We start from the raw sequence: 26,283 nt of genomic DNA on the forward strand, positions 1-26,283 counted from the left end.
CTAGAAGCATAAAACCCTTCTAGTCTATTTTTCCCCATCTTATTTCATGCCAAGCATTTTTTTCAGTTTCACGAAAAATCCTTTTTGCGGCTGTTCCATGATGTCGAGCAATGGAACCGACTCCCCGAGAATCCGTCGCGTGATGTTCCGGTAGCCGAGACCAGCCCGGTTATCCGGATTCATCGTTACAGGTACGCCGCGGTGAGATGCCGCGATGACTTCTTCATCATCGACGATCAAGCCAAGAAGATCGATCGACAGGATACGCATGATTTCGTCGATATCGAGCATATCTCCAGCCGCCATCATATGCGAGCGGACACGGTTGACGACGAGCTTCGGCACGATTTGACGCTCTGAACGCTCCAGCATCCCGATGATCCGGTCTGCATCCTGAACCGCAGCTTTTTCCGGTGTCGTGACAATAATGGCTTCGTCTGCACCGGCAATCGCATTCATGAATCCTTGTTCGATTCCTGCCGGGCAGTCAATCAAAACAAAGTCATACTCTAATTTCAATGAGTCAATGATGCCTTTTACCTGTTCCGGTGTGACGGATGATTTATCCTTAGACTGAGCAGCAGGTAACAGATACATTTCTTCAAAACGTTTATCACGGACGAGGGCTTGATGCAGTTTACATTGTCCGGTCACGACGTCAACGATATTATAGATACTCCGGTTGTCGAGGCCAAGTACGATATCCAGATTCCGAAGACCGATATCTGTATCGACGAGACAAACCGAATTCCCCATCAGCGCAAGTGCTGTCCCGATGTTTGCAGTTGTCGTCGTCTTACCGACTCCACCTTTACCAGATGTGACGACGATGGCACGTCCCACATGCGTTTTCGCATCTTTATGTACCTGTTCTTTCACTTGTTCCATATCTGTCACCCTCTTTCACTATCAATCGCAAATTGATCCATCCGCGCAAGCGGAACGGTTTGAAGACGAGAAAATTCGACTCCTGTTTCCCCTACAAAAGCACAACCCATTTCTAACGCCTTGATCGGCGCGTCATCCGGATCTTCATGGACGAAATCGGAAATCGAAATCCATTTCGGTTGCAGGATACTTGCCGCAATGACAGCCTGCTCGTTCCCGCCTTTTCCTGCATGAACCGTTCCCCGTAACGCTCCCAGACAATAAATACTGCCGGTTGCGTGCACGACGGCTCCCGGATTGATGTCGCCAATGACGACGATCGACCCTTCGACATCTACGACATGCCCACTGCGGGCCGTGCCGCCAAAGTAATGAAACGTTCGTTCTCCATAGAGCGCTTTTGCTTCATCCTTCGTCAGACACTCACTGTCGTACCCATTAAACGAAAATGAATCATGACGCGCAACGATGGATTCGACAGCCGTCACAACGCCTTCGTCGACGTAACGGCGACCGAAGAAGAAAGTAATCGGAACGGCGCGTCCGTTCTCGACGGATTTGTCGGCAAGCGTCAATTCTAAATCGTCAAGAAATTCATCCACACTGCACCTTTCATTTACATAGACGGCGAGGCCACCACGATGGCCCTTCATCGTTACATAACGCTTACGCTCAATCATGACTCATCCTCTTTTCTCATCAAATGTGGATTGCACCAGTCGCGTCATCGGATAATACAGCACGATGATCCCAATCAACTGCGCAATGAGACTCCTTGGAATGATTTGTGTCGCGAGTTCCTTGAAGGGAACACCGACCCCTACGACCGAAGCCGTGAAGAAATAAATATCCAGTTCAAACAAAATAGCGCTGAACGTAAAGGTGACGATAATCGTTAATACGTTCTCCTTTACATATTTTAGCACGAAGCTACTAAAAAGCGGAATGGCAGATAGCGCAAATAAATAAATTCCGATGATATCCGAATAGACGAAATCATATAACAGACCGAACAGCAGTCCAAAACCAAGCGCTTGCTCAATTTTCCCGTAACGCCCTAAAAACATCAACGCAATCAACGTGACATGAATGACGTAAGGAGAGCCGTCTCCAAGCGGACCTGCGAACAACGTTCCTTCCAAGATAAAAAGAAGGAACACGGCGAAAAACAACTTGATGTTATTCACTAGTGTCCCCTCCCTTGTCGGTCTCAGCGAAAGGTTCCTTCGCTTCGCGTTGAATCACGAAAACGTGACCAAACTGTTCGAAGTCTGCTGCCGGTTTGACGTATGCGATTTTCGAAGCACCGTATTGATCCGATTTCACTTGTTCGATCTTTCCGACCACGATACCACTCGGATACTTACCACCGAGTCCGGATGTCGTAACAATCTGACCTTTTTTCAGTTTGGCATCGTTCGGAATCTTCGTGAATTTCAAGAGATTCGTCTCTTCGTCAAATCCTTCGATCGTACCGAAGACACTTTTTCCTTTCGTATCGTCAGCAACTGCTGAGACATTGTTCGTCCGGCTCGTATCTGATAACAATTGAACGAGTGATGTGTAGGCACTTGTCTGAATGACACGGCCAATTAAACCATCTGCTGTCACGACGGCCATATTGGCTTTGACACCTTGTTCTTTTCCGATATTGACCGTGACGAAGCGTTGCCATTCGGATGACGTTCGACCAATCATTTCTGCCGGCAATAACGTATAGTCCCGAATCGATCCTTTTAGCTTCAACATGTCTTTTAATTCATTGTTCTCACGTTCCAGGTCGCGGACTTTGACGGAATTTCCGGCATAGTCGCCCAGTCGTGATTTTAAATACTCATTTTCCTTATACACATCGCGCACTTCTTTAACCGAAGTGACCGTATCATCAATCCAGCCAATCGGTGTCGCAAAAAGACGTTGGCCAACCCCGACGGTATCACGGACAAAACTTTGATACCAGTGGGTCTGGTTACGTCCTTGGAGCGAAATTCCGATTAAAATCACCAAAAGGAGAAAACTAAGGAGTGTGATGAGCAGTTTTCGATTATTTAAAAATCGCTTCATCGCTCATCCCGTCCTTATCTTTTTTGTGAGATGCCTGATTTCGAACGTAACACATTCATCATCTCCAATGATTTACCTGTACCGATTGCGACACAGTCAAGCGCGTTTTCCGCAACGAGTGTCAAGATGCGTGTTTCATCTTCAATCACGGCATCCAAGTTTTTCAGAAGGGCTCCGCCGCCTGTCAAGACGATTCCGCGATCCATGACGTCTGCTGATAATTCCGGCGGTGTTTGTTCAAGCGTGTGTTTGACACCGGCTAAAATTGCATCGACCGTATCTGACAACGCATCACAAATTTCTGCGCTTGTGACTTCGATTTGTTTCGGAAGTCCCGTCACGAGATCACGTCCACGAATTTCCATCGTCTCGTTTTCCGATTCTTCATCAATCCGGGCATACCCGATCGTCATTTTCAACGTTTCAGCCGTCCGTTCACCGATCATCAGGTTGTATTTTGATTTGATGTAACGAATGATTGACTCATCCATCTCATCTCCACCGACACGAATCGATTGGCTTGTCACGATACCGCCAAGTGAAATGACCGCGACTTCCGTCGTTCCGCCACCGATATCGACGACCATTGAGCCCGTTGGTTCAGAAACCGGAAGACCTGCTCCGATTGCTGCTGCAAACGGTTCTTCAATCGTATAGGCTTCACGTGCACCAGCAAGTTTCGCCGCATCTTCGACCGCACGTTTTTCAACGGACGTAATCCCGCTCGGTACACAAATCATGACGTTTGTTTTAGAAGAAAATAATCCTTTTTTCTTTGTTGCTTGATCCATGAAGTATTTGATCATCGTAGCCGTTGTTTCATAATCGGCGATAACCCCATCTTTCATCGGGCGTCGTGCCGTCACGTTTCCCGGTGTCCGTCCAATCATGTTTTTTGCTGCGTTACCTACTGCTTCAATCTTACCTGTATCGGTACGGAATGCGACGACAGAAGGTTCGCGTACGACGATTCCTTGCCCCTTCACATAAACGAGCGTATTTGCCGTACCTAAGTCAATGCCGATTTCACGGCTAAATGATCCAAACATTATTCAAAAAACCCCTCTCTGAGAATACACTTCACTAATTATAACGGAAAAGCCTTCCTTGGAAAGCGTTAAAACGTTACAGCTTGTTTACAGTTCAATGGTTGTTACAAAACTAAAAACGCCTGAGGTCAGGAAGCACAGTTCCCCCTCAGACGTTATTCTTACATAAATCCCCGCTGTTTCATACTAATAAATTGTCCATGCCCGATGACGAGGTGATCGATGCAACTGATTCCGATCAATCTGCCCGCTTCGACCATTCGTTCCGAGACTTCGATATCTTCCCGGCTCGGCGTCGGATCGCCGGACGGATGATTATGGACCGCAATGAAGCTTGCCGCCGAACAACGGATAGCCTCCCGAAATATGTCGCGCGGGTGAACAATCGATGTATTGAGCCCTCCGATAAACAGCGTCTTCTTCGAGATGACCTCATTTTTTGTATTCAAGTACAGGCAGATGAAGTGTTCCTGCTGATAGAGCCGCATCTCTTCCATCAATAATTCGGCGGCATCATCGGGTGAACGGACGACCGGACGGACCCATTTCGGTTCCGTGACAAGCCGCCGCCCGAGTTCAAGTCCCGCCATGATTTGAAGCGCCTTTGCTTTGCCGACACCCGGCGCTTTTTCCAGTCCTCCGACACCTGCTGCTTCCAGTTCAATTAGCGACGGATAAATGTCGAGTAAATCTTCGGCAATTTCAAGCGGGCTCCGGTTCCGTGTCCCGCTGCGGACGAGACATGCCAATAACTCTACAGTCGTCGCCTGTGCCAAACCCTTTAACTGAATCATATCCTTTGGCCATTCAATCACTTCATCCGACCTTTCTGTTCATGAAATTACGCGAACATCGGTTTGATTCCAAATGTTTCGAGACGACGGCTGATTGGATTGATCGGTAAACCGACGACATTATAATAGTCGCCGTCAATCGCTTCGACGAATAGACCACCTTTTCCCTGAATCCCGTATCCGCCTGCTTTGTCGTACGGTTCCTCTGTCGCAACATAAGCCAGCATCCAGCTTTCCGGGATATCACAGAATCGGACCTTCGTTGTAATCGTAAACGTCTCCTCCCGTTCATCCTGTAAAAGCGTTACACCGGTCACGACCTCATGTGTCCGTCCGGATAACTGTCGTAACATCTCGAGAGCAGCCGCTTGATCGACCGGTTTTTCAAGAATGTGCCGATCCAGAGCGACGACCGTATCTGCTGCCAGGACGATTTCACCGGACTTCGCCACGGCCCGGGCTTTTTTCCGTGATAAATACATCACGTACTCGTCAGCCGACATCGGATACGGGGCTTCCTCCAACACATCGGCCGGTCGTATCACATGGGGCACACCGATCTGCCGTAACAATTCGGTCCGTCTCGGAGAGGCCGAAGCCAGAATCAATGAGTGTTGCGTTATCATCAGTATCACGCTCTTTTCCTTCTTTTTCGACCAGTCTTACTGGAATCAACTTTCAGTATAACGAAAAACAAGTGCCGCTCCGAGTCAGAGCAACACTTGTTTTGGGGTTAATTACCTGTAACATCGACAAACGGATCCGATTTCGGAGTCGTCTCCTGAAGCGGCGTCTGTTTATCCGGAATCAACTTGGTTAAATCCGGACGGTAGTAACTTTCGATTTCCACTGTAAAGGACATCATTTCGTCTTCAAGGACAATCGTCTGGCTCCCTGGACCCGGTTCATCCGGACCGGTCAACTGGATTTGGCGTAAAATCGTAATCCGGTCCGTCCGTTCGATTTGTTTAAGAAAAGCCATCAGTTCGAGATAGGACGGGGCTTCGACCGTCAAAGAAGCAGGCAGTGCTGTCGCCGTCGTGGTCGCAACCGGTGTCTCTGCCGTCTGAGCAGCTTCCGTCTCGGATTCCGTCGCCATTGCACCGTCCACGGCAGGCGTTGACTGGACCGGCGATGCAGGAGCTGCTTCCGTTCCGGTTGCGCCAAACGTGATGGCTTGGACTTTCACACCGGCAATTTGACTGGCCGCATTGATCGCATCAATCACATCATCATTCGCCGGTACGACCGGTACCTGTTTTTGGAGGAAGCTGGATTCAGCAACATCGACTTTCTGTTCATTCGCTTTTGCCGCTTCAAGCGCCATCTGTTCCCGTTCAAGCGTTGCTTCGGTTTGCTGTAATTCCTGATACGTCGTGTACGTCGTATAACCGAAGTAGCCGAGCCCCCCGACAATCAAGACAATCGTCAAGGCAAGAAGAATGAGACCACTATACCGTTTCAATTTTCTTCCACCTCCTCTACTTCAGTCGAAACCGGTTCGTCCGCTTCCGGGTCGACCACGGCATCCGTCGCCGCGTCTTCCTTCGGCGCATCAGGATCCGCCTGGTTCGTTTCCCCTTTGATGACTTCTGCCGGAACGACCGTCAGACCGAATTGCCCGATGTAACGGGGTTCTTCCGTCGCCGTCTCATCCGTTGGTGTAATCGTCGTCGTCGGAATCTCTGCCCCGGTCGTCGGATCGATTGTCGTCGAAGTAACGACTTCCGCTTGTTCATTCATCGTTTTTGTCGTGACGTTTGTTAACGTCACTCCGGTAAAGGCTGTATCCGTCAGCAATTGACGGTAAAACCCGTTTAACTCATCTAACGTCTCGAACTGGGCATTCATCGTGACAAGATGATCCGCACCATAAGCGAACTGCAGGATATAACCTCGTTCCGGTAGATAACGCGTAATCCGCTCGAGGGCCGGAACAGCCGGACGTGGTGTTGCTTCAAGACCGTCCACTGTTTGTTTCAGCTGTGCGACTTCTTGTTTGGCGGATTGGGCCGATTCTGATTGTAACGCCCGGACGATTTGAATCTGATTGTTCGCAGTCTCGATCCGGTCGGCAAATTGATTGGTCTGCCAGTAAAGGTATCCGCCGGCCATACCGCCGAATAGCAGCAGGATGAGCGAGGCAACGAGTGGGAACTTCGGTGCGACATCACTGTCCGGCAACAAATTGATCCGGTCTTTATGGGTGGTCGCGAGACCGACGAGTGGTAAGTATGCTTTCGGAATTGACTGTCCTGACACATCGAGGACATCCGGCACTTGTTCCAAGCGAACGTCAAAGTTCGTTTCGAACCGGCGGACCAGTTCCTCTTGAAACGGAAAATCTCCGGTCAGCATGACGCGGCTGATTTCCCGCCCGTCCCGCGCCAACGAAAAGCGATAGAAATCAAGAACGCGGGAAAACTCCAGTAACATCTCTTCGAGGATGAATTCGACGTTGGCATCGTCCGATTGATACCGGTAGTGCAACCGGTCCTCGATGACGTCGACTTCCCAGGCATTCGCGACAAACGTGTCGACCGAACGAATCAGACGCGGGACTTTGTCTTCAATGATGATCAACTGGTGATTCGTCGCATTGACGTTCCAAATCAATAGATTGCTGTCGGCTTCGACCTCGTACAGCGAGTCGAGACCAAAAAACGTCGCCAGCGGTTGCGGTTCTGCTGCTACCAGGCGGATATGTTTTTTCCGGAACAGTTCCATATATTGTTTTAGCGCTTCGTTTGGTGCTGCATACAACATGATTTCCCGTTTGCCGTCGTCTTCGAGCAACGTGTAATCAAAATAGGGTTCTTCAAACGGCAGGACGATGCTGTGCCCCAGTTCCATGAACAAATATCCGCGAATCTGATTCGTCTCGACCGTCTCCGGAATTTCGAGTTTCCGGGCCAGGACGAGGGATCCGTCAATCGCGAGGACCGCTTGCGAACCACGGGGAACCTTCAACTTCGCCAGTAAGCTGTCAAAAATCAAATCAAGCGATGCTTCCGGTTGGAGCCATCCCCCTTGAAGGGTTCCGGGCGGTAACGAGACGACGCCTCGTCGTTTAATGACACCCTTTTTAACGACTGCTCCAAAAATCCCGACATCTGTGAAATTAAAGTAAATATATGTACCTCTGCGCCGAGCTTGCGCCATATGTATGTTCTTCCTTTCCTAGAGGAACAGATCGAGATAAAGCTTCACCCAATCGTCCGCGAAATAATATGTCAGTAACGTTCCGACGGCAATCGAGGGAACAAACGGAATCGGTTGTTTTCGTTCCACGCGTTTGAAGCCAAGTAACCCCAGTCCGATGATCGAGCCAACGAAGGCGGAAACGAACAGGGCGATGACGACGTGTAACGGACCTAAAAAAATCCCGAGCACACCAAACAACTTGACGTCGCCTGCCCCCATCCCTTGTCGTGACGCAAGAAAGATCACGAACAATAGAAAGAATCCGACGAATCCGCCAATAATTGGATTATACCAGTTCTCGAGGGGAGAAAGGTAGCGAACAATCAGACTAATCGGTAAAAAGAATAATAAGATTTTGTTCGGAATCAGCATATAGGCAAGATCAGACATAACAAGGATACTGAGCAGGCTCGTCAGCAGAATCGACAGGACGAATTGCATCGACCAACCGAACTGATAAAAGGCATACGCATACAAAATCCCGCCGAGCAATTCGAGTGTCGGATACTTGATCGAGATCGGCAACTGACACGTCCGGCATTTTCCGCCCAATGCGAGATAACCGATGACCGGTGTCAGTTCAAGCGGACCGAGGACATGGCCACAGTTCGGACAATGCGAGCGCGGACGGACGATCGATTCCCCGACCGGCACCCGTAAACCGACGACATTCGTAAATGAGGTCACGAGCATTCCGATCAGAAAAAAATAAACGGTAAAGACGACTGTCATCATACAGTTTCCTCCTTAAAAAAGTTCAGAAAAAAACCCCCGAGATGGGGGTATTAATTACCAACGCTTCAGATCAGCTGGTGCATCACCAGTAAAGTAGTTTTCGTCACCTTGCAAAGTTACAGCATAAGTATATTTGCCGTCCTTTTCAGTTACGGAAACAAAAGCGTCCTTATATGCAGTTGGAGAGTTAAACGGATCTTCCATACTATCAATATACTTATCTAATACAACACCATCAGTTGTTGTATAATCATTTCCGCCTTTTCTTACTCCCATATTAACTGTCTCACCAGGCTTAATCGGATTCGAAGAAGTATACAATTTCGCAGCCGAAACCAATTGTTTCGCATCGGATACAACGGCATCCTTACGTGAATTCTCAATCAATCCGCCGATCGCGACGACAGCGATTGCTGCGATAATTCCTAAGATAACGACAACAACGAGTAACTCGATTAATGTCAAGCCGCGCTCGTCACGCATTTGTTTGGCATCGAGCCAAATCTCTTTCAGACGTTCTAACATGTTTATTATTCCTCCCTAGTACTTTTTTACTGCTTCTGGCGTATAGGTCATACTATCCAGATTGATACTATTATAGTAGCACCATATTTTTTGTAGAAAATACCTTTTTTTCACATCAGGTAAATGTTTTTACACTTGTCAACTCGCTTGGATGTCGGAATAGATTTTGAACATCGGCACGACGACGGCGATGACGATGACACCGACGATGACAGCCAACACGACAATCAATAACGGTTCGATGATTGACTTCAAACGATCGGTCGTCGTCTCGACTTCCGTTTCATAAAAATCGGCCACTTCGGTCAACATCGAGTCGAGTCGTCCCGATTCTTCCCCAATCGCAATCATCTGCGTGACAAGAGGTGGAAAATATTTGTTTTTTGCTAACGGTTCGTGCATCGGGATACCGCGGGACATCGCTTCGTTTGCTGCGGCAATTCCTTTCCGGATGACACGATTCGTGACGATCCGCTCCGTGATATCAAGTGACGCCAGAATCGGGACGGAGGCATTCAACAGGACTGCCAGTCCACGGGTCATCAATGCAATTTGTGATTTTTGAATCAACGGACCAAAAACCGGAATCATCAACAACAACCGGTCGAAAACAACCCGTTGCCGTTCGTTTTTCAAGTTAAAGTACAATAATCCAAGCAATCCAAACACAATTAAGAGTAAGACCCACCAATAGGCGACAAAAAAGTCAGAGACGGCGACAACGATTTTTGTGATCAACGGCAATTCACTGCCGAGCTGATCAAAAATTGAGGCGAATGTCGGGACAACGTTCAGCATCAAGAAGACAACAACACCAATGGCGACAATTGAGACGACCGCCGGATAAATCAACGCCGAGATGACTTTCCGTTTGATTTCATATTGTTTCTGCAACTGGGTGACGATGTTATCAAGCGCTTCTTCCAAGTTTCCGCTCGCTTCCCCCGCCATCGCCATACTGACGAAAAACGTATCGAAGACACGGGGATGTTTTTCAATCGCTTGCGAAAATTGAATGCCACTCCGTAAATCATCTTCGACCTCGACAAGTGCCCGCTCAAGCGGTTTCGAATCGGTCTGCTTCCGCAAGATTTCCGTTGCTTTGACGATCGAGACCCCGGACCGGACGAGTGTCGCAAACTGCCGGGCATACATGACGAGATGCTCGATTTTTGGTTTCGCGGTTAAAAATGTAATCTCGGTATTTAAGCCTTTGGATTCTTGTTTTTCAAGCAGTGTCACGGCAATTTGATCTGTCCGTAAGCGTTCTGCCGCTTCACGTTTCGTTAGTGCTGTAATCTTGCCTTTTTTTCGTTTACCGGTCATCGTTCGACCTTCATATTTGAAAACTGTCATTAATTCACCCCGATATATAAGGTGTCGCGGCCGATGCTGGGATCAACCCACGACTCACTAAGTCTTGTAGTGCCATCTGCATCGTCTGCATGCCGTATTGCTTCCCTGTCTGTAAGACAGATTGAATCTGATATTCTTTTCCGGTCCGGATCAAGTTGGACACGGCCGGTGTCTCAACCATGATTTCAAGCGCGGCGACACGACCGGACCCGTCCGTTCGTGGCATCAGTCGTTGCGAGACGACTCCGGCCAGGACGTTTGCGAGTTGAGCCCGAATCTGATCCTGTTGCTCCGACGGAAAAACATCGATAATTCGGCTGACCGTTGAGGCCGCCGTCGACGTATGGACGGTTGCAAAAACTAAATGACCGGTTTCTGCAGCTGTCACGGCAGTTGAGATTGTTTCGAGATCCCGCATCTCCCCTAGCAGAATGACATCCGGATCCTGCCGCAGAGCAGACCGTAACCCGGTTGCAAACCGCGGGGCATCAATACCAATTTCCCGCTGATCAATCAAACTTTTCTGATGACTGTGCAGATACTCAATCGGATCTTCGAGCGTGATGATCCGTTTATACATCGTCTGATTGATTTCATTGATCATCGCTGCGAGTGTCGTCGATTTTCCGGAACCGGTTGGACCGGTCACGAGAATCAAACCGTGTGGCTTTGTCAGGAAACGTTTTAAGACCGGCGGCAACGACAATTGATCGAGTGTCGGAACTTCAGTCGGAATCGTCCGAAAGGCCATCGACAACGCCCCGCGTTGATAAAAACAATTGACGCGGTAACGTGCTACTCCCGTCACACCAAACGAAAAATCGATATCCCGGTCTTGTTTTAGTTGTAAAAACATTTCCTCGGTAATCAGCGAGCGAACGAATCCTTCGATGACGATCGGCTTCATTTTTTCTGTTCCGAATGGAGTTAACATCCCGTTGATTCGAAAGACCGGTGGCGATCCGGCTGTCAGATGGACATCGGATGCTTCTTTTTCTTTAGACGATCGTAAGATGTCTTCAATTTGGGCGCGTTCCATCGTACTCATTCGGAAATCACCGTCCGGAGGATTTCTTCGGTTGTCGTGATGCCTTGTGCGACTTTAGATAAACCGTCCGCCAGCAATAACCGCTGTCCTTGTGATCTTACATACATCGTGATTTCACTCTCCGTTGATTGATTCATGATCATCCGTCGCAAACTTTCATCGACCATGACGACTTCTTGAATCGCCAGTCGTCCGCGATAACCGGTCATGTTACATGATGAACAGCCGCGTCCCCGCATGACGGTCGTCGCCGCAATCTCTTCTTGCGCAAATAATTCTTCTTCCCGCTTCGACAACGGCTGGACTTCACCGCAGTCCCGGCATACCCGCCGGACAAGGCGCTGGGCAATCAATCCTGTGACTGAAGCCGCCACAAGGAATGGTTCAACTCCCATATCAATCAATCGGGTGATCGAACTGACAGCGGAGTTCGTGTGTAACGTCGACAGGACAAGGTGCCCGGTCAGTGAGGCCCGAATTGAAATTTCTGCTGTCTCGATGTCCCGAATCTCCCCGACCATGACGACGTTCGGATCCTGCCGCAAAATCGAGCGGAGTCCACTGGCAAACGTCAAACCGATTTTCGAGTTAACCTGAACTTGGTTGATACCATCGACTTGATACTCGACCGGATCTTCAACTGTAATGATATTACGTGTTTCATCGTTCAATTCATTTAAAGCGGCATACAAGGTGGAGGACTTTCCGGATCCGGTTGGTCCAGTAATTAAAATGATGCCGTTCGGTCGTTTCAGCATCTCCCGAAACTGCTGTTCATTCCGTTCACTGAATCCGATTTTTGCGATTGAGATGTTGGAGTTTGAGCTGTCGAGAATCCGAATGACAACTTTTTCGCCGTAGACAGTCGGTAACGTCGAGACCCGGAAGTCATAGGCGACGCCATTATAAAGAAACTTGATCCGTCCATCTTGCGGCAAACGGCTCTCGGTGATATCGAGTTCACTCATGACTTTAATCCGGGTCGTCAAAATATTTTGAATCTGTTTTGGATAGTTGTTTTCGGTCCGTAACTCACCGTCAATCCGAATCCGGATCGACAAGGATGTTTCTTGTGGGTCCATATGGATATCGGATGCCCGCTGGGAAATTCCGTTCTCGAGGATTTGATTGACCAGACGGATGATGGGCGCATCTTCGCGTGTCACCGTATCACGTGATGTATCGGAAATCATCATCTCGTCCGACTCGAGTAATTCGCGTAGGGATGAATCGATATCGTAATATTTTAAAATCGTCCGCCGGATTTCGTCGCGTGTCGCAAGGCCCACTTCAATCATCAATCCGGTTTGCAACCGTAAATCGTCAATCGCAATCAAATCCATTGGATCGGCCATCGCGATAAACAAACGATTCCCTTCGCGATAAACCGGCACAAGCGTATGCCGCTGTGCCAGTTCTTTTGAGATCAATTTTGTCACTGCGACATCAACCGGATAATTATACAGTTGAATGACAGGAATTTTTAATTGATGATGCAACGCTTCAATCAATTGTTGTTCGGTCAAGTGACCGAGTCGCAACAATGTATCCCCGAGTTTTTCCGATGTTCGTTTGACGGATAAGGCCTCTTCGATCTGTGCTTCCGTCACAACGCTTTCTTCTAACAGCATCTCACCTAAACGTTTTCGTTTCATCGCCATTTACGTTGTCATCCTTCCGCGTGCCATGTTTCTTCTTCGTCAAGTGGTGTCAGTTTTTGCTTTTTTTCATCCACGACACTCGTGATTGCCGTGACGACGAGAATCGATACGATAAAGCCGGCAATGACCAAAGGATTCGAAATCCAATCAAACTTGACGATTAGATAAAGGCAAGTGACCAAGATGAGCGCTGTCAATGAGAGAATCACTTTTGCCGCTGTAGTCGTTACATAAGGGATTTGAATCGCAAACATCAAACCACAAATGATGGTCGCAAGACCGATGATGATGCCAAGCTCGATTGCTAAGTCCGTCCAGTTCATGTTCATCCTCTTTTCTTTTAGGAAAATCAGCCGACAGCGCCTTCTGTCGAATCATCTTCGACCGGAGAGGCCGGGTCCCCTGTTGTTGGTGTATCCGGAGTATCTGGTGTCGTCGGTTGGTCCGGTGTCACAGGTTCTTCCGGTGTTGTCGTTCCGTCTGTCGTTCCATCCGTTGAGTCAGTTGTTGAGTCATCCGTCGAATCATTGGTTGTTTCATCATTCGTCGTATCGTCCGTCGAGTCGGTTGACGGTTCTTCTGCCGGCGGTGTCACGACAGGCGGTAACTCCTCTTGACTGCTTTTCGTGACAACGGCTGGAGTTGCCGCATAAAAATCAAGAGCCAGCAATCGTTTAACTTCTCCTTGATTGGACTTCGTCACACGATACAATTCGATTGATTTCCCTTCGACCCCGGATTGGGTATCACTGCTCGTTCCGGCAGACAGTGTTGCCGAATACCGTGTGATTGTCCGGTACGGAATCGTTTTTTCCGCTTCAAGGACGGCTGTGACGGTTTCTTTGAATGGTGTCCCACGTAATTCCAGCGTGACATCGCTCCCATTCTTCGTCGCGACGACCTGATAATTGACAGCTTGTGTGTTGCGAACGGCAAAATCGGTTTTTTCGTCAATCTTGACGTCATAACCGAGCGTGATATCATCCGGTAACTGCGCATGCGGCATCCGTTCGACGATTTCAAATGGAGTTTTCGCAAATAATTCGTATAATTTGCTGCCGATGAAAGAAGCAGCCATCGGATCCATTCCGTACGTTTTCACATTCATTAATTGGCCGGCTTTAATATCGACTTGGGCCATTGCTTCAATCATCTGTTCTTCTGCTGCCGAACGGGTCATGAACGTGACACTCGAGACGACTTCTCCTGCTGGATCAATGGCCGCTGCAGTTTCTGACGGGTCAAAGTTGCCTTCTTCCAGCTTTTTGCTTGTTTTCATCAACCAGGCATTAAACATCTTCACCTGTTCTTCCGTATATGTAATCGGTTGTGAGGCAAGATAAGCTTCCATCGCTTCTTGATCGACGGTCACTTGTAAAGCCCCTCCCTTTTTTAAAGAAGCTTGTTTGATCGATTCATCAATCTTAAATGTTACCAATTCAGTTGGGATCGGTAACGTCTCCTCTCCTGTCCCGACCGTCAATGGTGTTTTTTTAGACCAGGACGTGACAGCTTCCTGCACTTTCGGTTTTGCTTCTTTTCGTGTCAATCCGCTGACCGGAACAGAGCCGATTCGGGCAGTATCAGAAAAATTTTCAATAACAGTTGCTTTGCCTGTAAAGGAGATCAAGGCAAATGAAGGAACATAGATCAGAGCAATTAAGGCGACTAACAACAACGTATGTACAGCAAAACGTTTTAAATTTATCATCATCTGTTTCCTTTCCGTATGAAATAACCATTTCAGGTGTCTAGTATTTCCATTATAATGAATATTATGATGAAACATAAGTCCTACCTGACAAATACTTTCTCTACGTGTGAATACATACCTTTTTTTAATTTTTAGTCCAGAAATCCTATTGATTTAGACATGAGGTGAATCCGTGCCAAACAAGCAAGCTGGTTTTTCATTAATTGAGGTATTAGTCAGCATTACGATTTTATCGATTATTTCTGTATCGTTAATCAGTATCTTTTCTCAGTCTCTCACTGCATCCCGGGATAGCACCAAATTGACGTTTGCCAATTATCTCGCTAAAAATGCCGCCTCTTATATTGAGCGGGAAGCTGTCGAAGCAGAGTCCGGTCCTTTTGTTTTTAATGACTTAAAAACAAAAGCCCAACAAGCAATCTATCAGAATGGAGCTTTTGTAATACCGACGCCGAGCACGCCGTCATGTGGTGTATCGGCTATTTGCGACTCAATCTTCAATGATGCCGAAATAAATAATTTACCGTTCGATGTAAAGTTCAGTGTCACGCCACGCAAAATCAACGGACAAACGGATCCCAATCTGCTCGATTTGTATATTTATGTCTATCCAGACGGACAACCGGAGCCGATTACTTCCTTGAAAGGATCGATCACCAATGCGACGCTTAATCAAAGTTTTCCATCAACGAAGTGACGGATTTTCACTCGTTGAATTGCTGGTCGCCATCGTCATTGCTGCGATTTTCAGTGCGGTCATCCTAACGGTGTTTATTTCGGGAACAAAGAGCTTTCAGGCAACCGGAATCATTAGTGAATTACGAAGCGAAGCGGACAGTTCGGTTGGTTTGATTTTAAATGAAATAACCGGGTTTGATGCTGTTCGAATTGACGAACCCAATCAGTTATCATTTTATAAAAAAACACTGCCAAGTATCAGTCAATCAACAGGGCTCCTTGAACGGTCGGCTGGTTTCGTACCCTATAACGCCAACCAAAATGATGCCATTCTTCCGATTACGTATGCCTTTACCGGAAAACGAATGGAACAAACGACTATGATTTATTCAGGATCCACCGAGAAAATCGATGAACAGACCAGTCTCAAAAAAACATTTACCCTCTCACGTCCGGAAATGGTCACGATTACGACTGGTGATTCTCCTGGAACTTACGTCATCCACGGAATCCTGACCATCACCTTAACAATCCAGTCCGTCGACCAAGAAGAAACACAAACCCTCACAAGCACGATCGGTTTTTAAGAGAGAAAGGATGACCCATGCGAAAATCCGAAGAAGGCTATACCTTATTATTTGTATTAGTCACACTAACAGTACTGTCCGTTTTAGCGGTCGCGACAATTGGTATCAGCCTTCAATCCACACGGCTGACAGAAATTCGCGGGACGAACATTGAAGTAGAATCAGCAACACACAGTGAATTGAATCAAGCGATTGCCGCCTTGCAACAAATCGTTTCGACTACAGCTGGAACCAGCCCGACGAGTTCTTCTAAAGAGTTGTTTAATGATCCGACCAATCAAATCATTTTAAAGCTTGCGACTGCAGCACCGAGTGTCAAAGTGACGTTAAACGAATCTGCTTCAAATGTTCGCGTCAAGGCCTTCGATTTGACGGCACAAGTGGAAGAAACAAAAGGCGATCAGCCGACGGTCCGGAAAAAGTATTCGCAACGTGTTTATCTGTCCGCTATTCCAAGTTTTTTATATTACATTCTCGGCTCTGATAATCAAGTCATTTTAAACGGTGCCCCGCGGATTCAAGGAAATGTCTTCTCCCGGCAACCGTTACAAGTATCTGCATCACCGAACTTCATCTACAATGGCGCGACCGGTGCCTATACGGATAAAACAGCCCGTTCTTACATCGACGGTCAGGTTAAAGTTTTTCAGCCGAAGGATCAACCTTTGCTGAGCTGTCGTGACTTCATTACTTGTGATACGAGTGTATTTGACCCCGCTGTTCAGACAGATCTGGTCGCAACGAAAGAAGCTTTGGTTCCGTTCGATTTCGAGTTTGCTTTAAACGATTTTTTAAATATTCCAAGTACGACTTCCCTTTCGGCATTACCGGGCTATTTGCGTGCCCAACCAATCAAACAAGCGATTTTAACAGGTCCTTTCCTAAACGAACTCAGTACAGACAAACAGTTGATTCGACCGGCACCTGCCGAAAATAACACTGTGACCATCACTGACGATATCGTCAAGGAATCAAAGGAACCGCTCATTATCGACGGGAATTTAACCATTTCCTCTTTAAATCCTGTGAATCAGCCGCTTGAAATTAAACGTCCAATGATTGTTTTAGGTAATTTATTGATTCGAGGCAATGTCAGCTTTGCGACGACCATGTTTTCAACGGGTTCGAGTCGACTGGATGATGCCAATATTCAAGGAATCGCCAGTTCATCAAGTCAAAATACGTTGATTCTTCTCAGTAAAGGAAGCTTGACGATTAACCGTGTCAACAAGTTCTCAACTCCACAGACATCAAAACCAGACATGAATGCCTTTTTATACAGTGATGATCCTGCCTTGAATCGAATCTATTCCGTCGGTTCTACGATGAATCTTCACGGAGGTATTTTCACGAGAGGTCAGCTTGAAATCAACGCCTACCGTGGAACACTGGATTTACCAGAAAACAGCTTCCCGCAAGATGTGCTCGCCCTTCAAACGTTGATGACTGCCAAACAATCGACGGATGCTGAAAAATCACGCCTGCGTCTGACTTACGATGCTAGTGTTCTTCAAAATCCAACTGCCATGTTACCGCTCAGCCGAGCCGTTCAATTATATGTCGAGACACCTAAACGTCTTCCGTGACATACAAAAACACGACATCCTTTCTCATGAGGATGTCGTGTTTTGCGTTACTTAAATGATTCTGCTCCGTAACTCTTTGCTATTTTCTTTACTTGTTTCGCCGTGGCTGACGCCCCATTCTTCTCTAACAATTCATAGAGATCGATTCGATTTTGTTTGACGGTCTCATAGATTGGTGGATCTGTTCCTTTATCCGGTACAGCCCCTGCTGCAAGGAGCAACTCCATCGCTTCTTGATTTTGATCCACTGTCGCATAATACAGTGGGGTGTGACCAAATCGATCAAGTTGATTCAATTGCTGCTTGGAAGCTCGTTTGACGAGTAAAGCATAGGCATCGGCAGAACGATTAATACTGGTTGAGACATGTAAAACATTTTGTTTGTTTTTATTCACCTGTTTCGTTGAAGCTCCAGCCGCTAACCATTGTTTGACAACATCGGTCGAGGCAAATTGTGCGACATAGAACCAGTTTTCTTGATTTCCGGCACTTGCTCGGTCAAGCAAGACAAGTGCCTTTTCGTACTCCAATGACTCTTGAAACTTCCGAATGTACCGGTTCCGCTCTTTTGTAGACAAATTGACAGCTTCAGCTGCTTGTTCCAACTTGGTTGCATCATTTGTTTTGAGACTCTCTTCAAATGTTTGCTGGTTTCGATAATCGATTAGAAAATACGTTATCCCTCCGATTCCAATCAGAAACAGAAAGACTACGCTGATGATTTTTTTGCGTGTCACGTCGTTTGCCCCTTTTTAATACACATCGGTGTCACTTTCTCCTGTTGATCCCTCGGATGAAACCGTGACTTTAAACGTTGTTGTCAACGGTTGTTTCTCATTTGTTCCTTCTTTCGTCACTTCAAAAATATCTTTATTTTCTTTTAAGGCGGTTACTTTAATCCGGGCAACACCTGGTCGGAGCGCTTTTAATGTCTGAGCAGACGCATCCGTCTTGACATATTCTTTCCCTTGCAATACTTCCAAACGATAGAAACGTTCAGTCGCAGTAACCGGTAACCAGTTAAGAATCGGTCGTTTTTGATCGTCTTGCAAGGTCATCGTCAAATCATTTGCTGTTAACGAGATTGGATTTTCACGGACCGTAATTTTCGTTATTGCACGAGTATCCGGGAAATCTTTTAATTGTAAGACCGCATCGACTGGACCGTTTGGTGTTCCGGTCAGCCCTTTGACCACATATCCAGTGCTGGTCGCTGTCAGCTCGATTGCATCACTGATTTTTGATAGAACGAACGGTAAGCGGATATCCGGAGAAAACGTAGCCGTCACATTTTGAGTTGTTCCTTTCCAAAGTTCCAAATTGCTTGGATTAACAACGAGTTCCGGCAACTTGACTTCAATCGGATAAACTTGCGATTGTGCCAGATAAGTGGTTGCCCCTGCCGTCGCCGGTACGACTGCTTGTACAGTTATTGTGCCAGGTTTAATCCCTGTCAATTTCAATATGTCTGTATCCTTGCCTGTAGCTTCGACAGATGAGGTGTTCGTTATAATCCATTTAATCGGCGCATCCGTTCCGGATAACATGATAGCATCTCCGGTCATCGACTTCGTTTCTCCGACATACAAGACGCTTGGGACATCACGGACAACTAATCCTCCAAACACATCATTAACGATTAATTTTGACGTCGCAACAAGTTCGCGTCCATTCGCCACAGGAACAATCAATTTAATGTCTGTTGTTCCGATTTTTTTCGGCACAATGATTCCCTCTTGGTTGATGGTCGCGATGTCTGTGTCTGCAATCGACCATTTCAACGTTCCGTACTGACTGCCGGCCGGACTGATCTCCGGCAAGACTTTATAGGACGGTGTATTGAGGTCGATTCGGACTGGCGGAATTTTTACGTCTGTCGCATAAGGTGTTGATAAAGCATACCCGAGCGTCGGAAAAGCTTGTGTATCGTTGGAAACAGATGACGACTTGTCTTTTCCATTTTTCTTATCGCGGTAAATCGTTTTTGTTGAACTGACAGTATTATCTTTTTTATCAAACAGATGAGTTCCCGCGCTATCTTTTGCTCGAACTTTTACGGTAAATGTAAGTTCAGACGGTTGCGCAACCCATAATCCTTTATGGACACCTTCGATTGCTTCATCGTATTCAATATCCGGAATATCTCCGGTTAATTTTTTCCCTACAATTTTAATGTTACCCAGTCCAGTCGCTGAAACGACATCAATATTTTCCGGGAAATTTTCAGTGAATAAGATGTTTTGCATTGTAACTGAAAATTGACTCATGATATATCCGTTATTTCCAATTGCATCTTTTTGAAGCATCGGACTGGTTTTGACCGTATACGTGATGTCAGCTGTTTCACCTTGCGGAATGGTAGCCGGATTGATTGAACGCGACAAGATGAACGGGGATGAAGCAGACGGTTGAACGACTTGAATCGTTCGTGTCTCAATCGTCTTCGCTCCGCGCTGATCTTCTGCTTCAATTCGGATGACTGCTGACGTTTTACCCGCCAGTTTCCCATTAAACGTCTGACTGACAAAGGAGTTATTCTTTAATTTATCGTTCTCAAATACTTTTTCATTATCAATATAAATCCGTGTTTTTAATTGGCGATCACGTAAATCATAGTCATTCACTTTATACGAAATCGTAAGCGGCTCATTACTTAAATAACTGGCTTGATTATCAGGCAAAATATTTTTAATCAGAGGTTTGTGATTAGCACCGATGAATGCACGATACATGGTATTGGAGAAAAGTTGCATTTCTCCAACCTTATCAAACTTAGAGGTATGTCCTGCTCCGGAGTAGGTCACGTTCCCTTTCGTGTACATATAGTAATGATTGCGTGCATCACCAACGGTTCTTCCAGCGTCTTGACTAGCTGTATCAACGCTGTTTTCCCGGATGTTGTACCATGGAATCAAATCCGGTTGTTCGAGATCCAGTCCAAAGTATTGGTTATGTGTTTCGGCAATATCAATTTCATCCGTAAGATTGAAGGGATATGATGTCATGACCCCTAAGTTTTGTTTGATGGCTTTAGTTGATTTATGAGGAGCCGCATATCCCATGTTCGTGAAATTTTGTTGTCCTGCGAGTCCTGCGAACTTCGATTCCCAAAATAATTCTGAATTCGCCGATTGACTTGGTCTAAAAATCGTATCATGAGACAACATGAGTCCTTGTCCGGTATTTGTAAATCCAAGGATTTTATTTGAAGCCGCTTCACTTACAGCCGCCGCACCATAGGAATCTTGGAATCCAAATATCAATAAATCGTACTTGGAATTCAAATCAACGTTCGCGTAGTCCGAAGAAAATTTAGCAGAATCCGTTACTTCGATATTAAATTTATAAAAGTCCGGTTTCTCCAAATAGGTACCGCTTAAATAGGTATTCAACGATCCTTTACCTGTATCTCTTGTGACCTGAAGAATTTTTGCTTCTGCAACTTGGTCCTTCATCAAAAAGCTACCGGTTTTATAGTCGGTTAAGCCGTCACTGCTCAAAACACGAATCATCCAGTTTCGTGGCCCCGTATAACTTGGGGCATCAAAATTATAGGTTAACACGCCGGTCTTCCCGGCCGGTTTCTCGTCTATTTTTTCAGATTCGTCAAATTGATCATTACTGTCAAAGTCGATGAAGAGTTGCACCAGTTGATTCGTGTTTTCGATACTCGTCGTATATGAAAAATCGATTGGTACATCAGGAACCGCCATCGGTCCTTTATCGACTCCAGTCAACGCTGCTCCATTTTGTTGGGCGGATACATTCTCGAGGCGTGGCCGGACAATTTTCTGTGCTTTTAATTTTGTAATGATCGTCGCCACGTCAGTATAGGTAGGGACATCTTTAAAAATTAAATTAAAATTACTTGAGGTTTGCGCGAAGACATCTTGGTGTAAAAAAACAGGTAATCCTTTTTTAATGTATGCATTTTTAATTTCGTTCGCTTTTAACTTCGTAATATCATTTTCAATTTTATTTGTATTATGATTTTTTTTGGTATCTGACACAGTCATCGAATAACGATCTGCATTTGAAAATGCAGACGAATCAAAGACAATCGCATCAAATGCTCCATCAAGTGGAAAACGTGAGGCATTCAGTTCCTTAACGGTCATCATCTTAATTTCATATTTGGTCGCATCCAGTCCCGTCAGCATCGATGTGATGACGGTCTTCGGATCAATCCGGTTTGTTGCTGACCAGGCGTCCCGTACCTCTAAAATCTTAAATTTTTCTCCGGCTGCAGCCTTTGTATGTGGTGGTTGTATATACGTAATACTAGTAAATATCAATAAGCTGACTAAAAACAGACGTACCCAACGTTGCATCTCCATCGTCTCCTCGTCGTAAGATCTTAAAATCTAGGACTATATTACCCCACCATTAGTATACAAGGTCTTTTACTGTTTTCCCTTTTTTGTAAAAGACTGCGCCTTTAGTAATGTGCGGACTGTGCTGATGAAGTAGAGGGATCCGGTGACGATCAGCGTCTCTCCTGTCGTATCCACTTCCTTGAAAAAACGGTTGAGTTCCACCGCGTTCGCTCCGTCCGTCTTTAATTCTTCAAGCGTCCGTGCCCGCGGAAAATCAAACGTCGTCTCATAAATCTCTGACGTTACTTCCTGTAACTGCGCAAGCATCGCTCCCCGATCCTTGTCGCGTAAGATCGAACACAGGACGACGACCGGTTTTGATTCTTCCTTCAAGCGTTCGACAAGTGCCGTCACCCCTTCCGGATTATGGGCACCGTCTAAAATGATCCGCGGTTTGCGGGAAATGATTTCAAAGCGTCCCGGATGTGTAGCGTTACGCAATCCACGCCGGATTGCGGTCTTTGACCACCCGAGCTGTTTCGCACAGACGACAGCATTGGCCGCATTGTGAACTTGATGTATGCCTTCGAGTCCAAGACGCGTCTCAGGAATCCCTTCATATGTCGCCCACGTTCCGGTCTCACTCAGCCGGTAATGGCGGATGACTTCCTGACTCCAGGACAAACTCGCCTGCCGATCGCCACAATAGGCCATCAACGGGACCGTTAATTCTTCCTGCAGTTTCCCGGCAATGACTCGTGTCCCTTGTTTGATGATCCCGAACTTCTGTAAGGCAATCTCTTGGAGCGTATCTCCGAGAATCGCTTGATGGTCGTGACCAATCGACGTAATGATTGCAGCTTTCGGTTGCTTCAGGACATTCGTTGAATCATATAAACCACCGAGTCCGACTTCATAGATGACAACATCAGGACGGATTTGATTGAAGTGATAAAAGGCAAGTCCCGTCAACGCTTCGAATTCCGTTACGGTACCGATTGTCGATTCTATGTTCGTGATGGCTTTCTGTACAGCATTCGCCGCCTCAACCAGATCCGGTTCACTGATCGGCACACCGTTCAGCATGATCCGTTCCTCAAACTGGATGATGTACGGTGAGGTGAACGTTCCGATCTGCAGTCCTTGTGCCATTCCCATCTCCCGTAAAAAAGCGACCGTCGAGCCTTTCCCGTTTGTTCCCGCGACATGAATCGTCGGAATCGCATCCGGATCAATCGCCAGTTCCGCCAGTAACGCTTCCATCCGACTCAGTCCCGGTTTAATGCCAAAGGCCAGTAACGCCGATAACCATTCGAATACATCTTCTCGTGTTCTCACGCTTGCTTCACTCCTTCAAAAAAAGTGACTCAAGAAAACTTGAGCCACTGTTAAGATTATTTTGCGAGTTCGCTGATCCGGACTTCGACTGCTGCCCGTTTCTCTTTGTAGTCTTGTGCTTTTGCTTGTTCTTCTTCGATGACGTGTGCCGGAGCTTTTCCGACGAAGCCCGGGTTGTTGAGTTTTTTCTCGACCCGTTCGACTTCTTTTGTATATTTGACGAGTTCTTTGTTCAAACGGGCGATTTCTTCCTCGATGTTAATCAAATCAGCCAACGGAATGAACAATTCAGCTCCCGTTACGATCGCACTCATTGCTTTTTCCGGTGCCGCCATGTTGCGTTCGACGAGTAACTCGGATGCATTTGTAAATTTCTTCAAGTACGAGACGTTCGTCTCTAAATCATGTTGGACTTGGTCGTCACTCGTTGAAATCATCAACTGGATTTGTTTCGACATCGGTGCGTTCACTTCCGCCCGGATGTTCCGGACTGAACGGATGACGTTCTGAACGGCTTCGAAAGCCGGAACAGATGCTTTGAAGTCGAGTGCATCGTTGCGTGTCGGCCAAGCGGCACGTGTGATCGTTTCGCCTTGATGCGGCAGATGTTGCCAAATTTCTTCCGTGATGAATGGCATGAACGGATGCATCAGACGCATGATTTGATCCAGCGTATAGGCAAGAATCGAACGTGTCGTCAATTTCGCTGCTTCGTCCTCACCGTTCAACGGCAACTTCGCCATCTCGATGTACCAGTTACAGAAGTCTTCCCAGATGAAGTGATAGAGGACACGACCGGCTTCCCCAAACTCATACTTATCCGACAGACGCGTGACATCATCAATCGTCGTGTTCAGACGTGTCAGAATCCATTGATCAGCCAGTGATTTTTCACCTGACAGATCAATCTGGTCGTACGTCAGTCCGTCCATGTTCATCAACGCAAACCGGCTTGCATTCCATAGCTTGTTCGAGAAGTTCCATGTCGCTTCGATTTTCTCCCAGTAGAAACGTAAATCGTTCCCCGGTGTGGAACCGGTCGTTAAGAACCAACGCAGTGAATCGGCACCGTATTTCTCGATGACATCCATCGGATCAATTCCGTTCCCGAGTGACTTGGACATTTTCCGTCCTTCCGAATCACGGATCAAACCGTGAATCAAGACATCGTTGAATGGACGTTCGCCTGTAAATTCATACGACTGGAAGATCATCCGTGAGACCCAGAACGCGATGATGTCGTAACCTGTGACAAGTGTTGATGTCGGGAAGTACTTTTGATAATCGGCTGCGCCTTCGTTCGGCCATCCCATTGTTGAGAACGGCCAGAGGGCAGAAGAGAACCACGTATCCAGTACATCATTGTCCTGTTCCCAGTTTTCGAGATCAGCCGGTGCTTCTTTACCGACGTACACTTCACCTGTTTCTTTGTGGTACCAGGCCGGAATCCGGTGACCCCACCAGAGTTGACGACTGACACACCAGTCACGGATATTTTCCATCCAACGGACATATGTGTTTTCAAAACGTTGCGGGATGAAGTTGATTTTGTCTTCACCTTGTTGCTCTTGTAATGCTTTTTCAGCGAGCGGTTCCATTTTGACGAACCATTGGAGTGACAAGTACGGCTCAACAATCGCGTCTGACCGTTCCGAGTGACCGACAGAATGCAGGTGTGGTTCGATTTTGATTAAGACACCTGATTCTTTGAGATCTTCAACAATCTGCTTACGGCATTCAAAACGATCCATGCCTTCATATTTCCCTGCATTTTCATTCATTGTGCCGTCTTCGTTCATGACGAGGACACGCGGTAAGTCATGACGGTTTCCGACTTCAAAGTCGTTCGGGTCGTGAGCCGGTGTAATTTTAACAACACCTGTTCCGAACTCCATGTCGACGTATTCATCTGCAACAATCGGGATTTCCCGACCGACGATTGGTAACGTAATCGTTTTTCCGACGAGGTGGGCATAACGCTCGTCTTTCGGGTTAACGGCAATCGCTGTATCGCCGAGCATCGTTTCCGGACGTGTCGTCGCCAGTTCAACGTGACCGGATCCGTCCGTCAACGGATAACTGAAGTGGTAGAAAGCACCTTCGATATCTTTATAAATAACTTCGATGTCCGAAATCGCTGTTTTTGTCGCCGGATCCCAGTTGACGATGTATTCGCCGCGATAAATCAAACCTTTTTCATACAGTTTGACGAATACTTCCTGAACCGCCTCTGACAGTCCTTCGTCAAGCGTAAACCGTTCCCGTGAATAATCGAGTCCGAGTCCGAGTTTTGACCACTGCTCGCGGATTGTTGAAGCATATTCTTCTTTCCATGCCCATGATTGTTCGAGGAATTTCTCACGTCCCATTTCAAGACGCGATTTACCTTCTGCGCGGAGTTTCTGTTCGACTTTTGCTTGCGTCGCGATTCCCGCATGGTCCATTCCCGGCAGGTACAAGACGTCAAAGCCCTGCATCCGCTTCATCCGTGTCAGCATATCCTGAAGTGTCGTATCCCAGGCGTGACCAAGGTGCAATTTACCGGTAACGTTCGGCGGCGGGATGACGATCGTATACGGTGCTTTCTCCGGATCCTGATCGGCTTTAAAATATTCCCCTTTTATCCAAAAGTCGTACCATTTTTCTTCCGTCGCCTGCGGATCATATTTTGCCGGCATTGATAATTCCTGCATCTGAATCGCTCCTTTAATCCATAATAAAAACGGCTTCTTTCGTCCTC

The 26,283-nt window shown here is 46.8% G+C and carries 23 protein-coding genes; 3 read left to right on the forward strand and 20 right to left on the reverse strand.

Annotated features, from left to right (window positions below; all coding sequences use genetic code 11):
- Nucleotides 1–39 precede the first annotated feature (39 nt).
- From minD to R7V76_RS00630, 16 genes are all read right to left on the reverse strand, one after another.
- Nucleotides 40–843: a septum site-determining protein MinD gene (minD, locus tag R7V76_RS00555; protein ID WP_188005451.1), complete on the reverse strand. Its 804-nt coding sequence runs from the start codon at nt 841–843 to the stop codon at nt 40–42.
- Nucleotides 844–893: 50 nt separating this feature from the next.
- Complete coding sequence (locus R7V76_RS00560) at nt 894–1,568, reverse strand: septum site-determining protein MinC (protein WP_114595326.1); 675 nt, start codon at nt 1,566–1,568, stop codon at nt 894–896.
- Between the two features lie 3 nt (nt 1,569–1,571).
- Nucleotides 1,572–2,075: a rod shape-determining protein MreD gene (gene mreD / locus R7V76_RS00565; protein ID WP_012370982.1), complete on the reverse strand. Its 504-nt coding sequence runs from the start codon at nt 2,073–2,075 to the stop codon at nt 1,572–1,574.
- Nucleotides 2,068–2,952, reverse strand: coding sequence for a rod shape-determining protein MreC (gene mreC, locus R7V76_RS00570; protein WP_214850215.1), 885 nt, complete (start codon nt 2,950–2,952; stop codon nt 2,068–2,070). Before mreC ends, mreD begins: the two co-directional genes overlap by 8 nt.
- 14 nt (nt 2,953–2,966) lie before the next feature.
- Nucleotides 2,967–4,001 carry a rod shape-determining protein gene (locus R7V76_RS00575; protein ID WP_012370984.1) on the reverse strand — a complete coding sequence of 345 codons (1,035 nt, stop codon included), beginning with the start codon at nt 3,999–4,001 and terminating at the stop codon, nt 2,967–2,969.
- 161 nt (nt 4,002–4,162) lie between these two features.
- Entirely contained in the window at nt 4,163–4,795 is a 633-nt protein-coding gene (gene radC / locus R7V76_RS00580) for a RadC family protein (protein WP_188005452.1), read from the reverse strand.
- A 47-nt stretch (nt 4,796–4,842) separates the two neighbouring features.
- Nucleotides 4,843–5,421, reverse strand: coding sequence for a Maf family protein (locus tag R7V76_RS00585; protein WP_318091168.1), 579 nt, complete (start codon nt 5,419–5,421; stop codon nt 4,843–4,845).
- Between the two features lie 107 nt (nt 5,422–5,528).
- Nucleotides 5,529–6,260 (reverse strand): hypothetical protein, encoded by a 732-nt coding sequence (locus tag R7V76_RS00590; RefSeq protein WP_114595324.1) that lies wholly within the window; start codon nt 6,258–6,260, stop codon nt 5,529–5,531.
- On the reverse strand, nt 6,257–7,957 hold the full coding sequence (locus tag R7V76_RS00595) for a fimbrial assembly protein (protein WP_318090832.1): 1,701 nt from the start codon (nt 7,955–7,957) through the stop codon (nt 6,257–6,259). Before R7V76_RS00595 ends, R7V76_RS00590 begins: the two co-directional genes overlap by 4 nt.
- Nucleotides 7,958–7,975: 18 nt before the next feature.
- Nucleotides 7,976–8,734, reverse strand: coding sequence for a prepilin peptidase (locus R7V76_RS00600; RefSeq protein WP_318090834.1), 759 nt, complete (start codon nt 8,732–8,734; stop codon nt 7,976–7,978).
- Between the two features lie 54 nt (nt 8,735–8,788).
- Nucleotides 8,789–9,259, reverse strand: coding sequence for a type II secretion system protein (locus R7V76_RS00605; protein ID WP_318090836.1), 471 nt, complete (start codon nt 9,257–9,259; stop codon nt 8,789–8,791).
- Between the two features lie 138 nt (nt 9,260–9,397).
- Nucleotides 9,398–10,615, reverse strand: a complete 1,218-nt coding sequence (locus tag R7V76_RS00610; protein WP_318090838.1) for a type II secretion system F family protein — start codon at nt 10,613–10,615, stop codon at nt 9,398–9,400.
- Between the two features lie 4 nt (nt 10,616–10,619).
- Entirely contained in the window at nt 10,620–11,663 is a 1,044-nt protein-coding gene (locus R7V76_RS00615; protein WP_290827239.1) for a type IV pilus twitching motility protein PilT, read from the reverse strand.
- Nucleotides 11,660–13,324, reverse strand: a complete 1,665-nt coding sequence (locus R7V76_RS00620; protein WP_318090841.1) for a GspE/PulE family protein — start codon at nt 13,322–13,324, stop codon at nt 11,660–11,662. The genes R7V76_RS00615 and R7V76_RS00620 overlap by 4 nt, the downstream gene beginning before the upstream one ends.
- 8 nt (nt 13,325–13,332) lie before the next feature.
- Nucleotides 13,333–13,647, reverse strand: coding sequence for a hypothetical protein (locus R7V76_RS00625; RefSeq protein WP_318090843.1), 315 nt, complete (start codon nt 13,645–13,647; stop codon nt 13,333–13,335).
- Nucleotides 13,648–13,673: 26 nt separating this feature from the next.
- On the reverse strand, nt 13,674–15,035 hold the full coding sequence (locus R7V76_RS00630) for a G5 domain-containing protein (RefSeq protein WP_318090846.1): 1,362 nt from the start codon (nt 15,033–15,035) through the stop codon (nt 13,674–13,676).
- Between the two features lie 175 nt (nt 15,036–15,210).
- Between R7V76_RS00630 and R7V76_RS00635 the strand changes: the two genes are divergently transcribed.
- From R7V76_RS00635 to R7V76_RS00645, 3 genes are read left to right on the forward strand one after another with little or no spacing between them, the layout of a single operon-like run.
- Nucleotides 15,211–15,735: a type IV pilus modification PilV family protein gene (locus R7V76_RS00635; RefSeq protein ID WP_318090848.1), complete on the forward strand. Its 525-nt coding sequence runs from the start codon at nt 15,211–15,213 to the stop codon at nt 15,733–15,735.
- Complete coding sequence (locus tag R7V76_RS00640) at nt 15,698–16,303, forward strand: PilW family protein (RefSeq protein ID WP_318090850.1); 606 nt, start codon at nt 15,698–15,700, stop codon at nt 16,301–16,303. Before R7V76_RS00635 ends, R7V76_RS00640 begins: the two co-directional genes overlap by 38 nt.
- Nucleotides 16,304–16,320: 17 nt before the next feature.
- Nucleotides 16,321–17,889, forward strand: a complete 1,569-nt coding sequence (locus R7V76_RS00645; RefSeq protein WP_318090852.1) for a type II secretion system protein — start codon at nt 16,321–16,323, stop codon at nt 17,887–17,889.
- 47 nt (nt 17,890–17,936) lie between these two features.
- Here the strand turns inward: R7V76_RS00645 and R7V76_RS00650 are convergent, their stop codons facing one another.
- From R7V76_RS00650 to R7V76_RS00665, 4 genes are all read right to left on the reverse strand, one after another.
- Nucleotides 17,937–18,626, reverse strand: coding sequence for an ankyrin repeat domain-containing protein (locus R7V76_RS00650; protein WP_318090854.1), 690 nt, complete (start codon nt 18,624–18,626; stop codon nt 17,937–17,939).
- Between the two features lie 15 nt (nt 18,627–18,641).
- Entirely contained in the window at nt 18,642–22,220 is a 3,579-nt protein-coding gene (locus tag R7V76_RS00655; protein WP_318090856.1) for a DUF5057 domain-containing protein, read from the reverse strand.
- A 72-nt stretch (nt 22,221–22,292) separates the two neighbouring features.
- The gene (locus R7V76_RS00660; protein WP_318090858.1) at nt 22,293–23,543 is read right to left on the reverse strand and encodes a bifunctional folylpolyglutamate synthase/dihydrofolate synthase; all 1,251 of its coding nucleotides are present in this window, start codon (nt 23,541–23,543) and stop codon (nt 22,293–22,295) included.
- A gap of 56 nt (nt 23,544–23,599) precedes the next feature.
- The gene (locus R7V76_RS00665; protein WP_318091169.1) at nt 23,600–26,242 is read right to left on the reverse strand and encodes a valine--tRNA ligase; all 2,643 of its coding nucleotides are present in this window, start codon (nt 26,240–26,242) and stop codon (nt 23,600–23,602) included.
- Between the last annotated feature and the right edge of the window lie 41 nt (nt 26,243–26,283).

Source organism: Exiguobacterium artemiae, from assembly GCF_033342815.1.
In the GTDB taxonomy this organism is placed as follows: Bacteria; Bacillota; Bacilli; order Exiguobacteriales; family Exiguobacteriaceae; genus Exiguobacterium_A; species Exiguobacterium_A artemiae_A.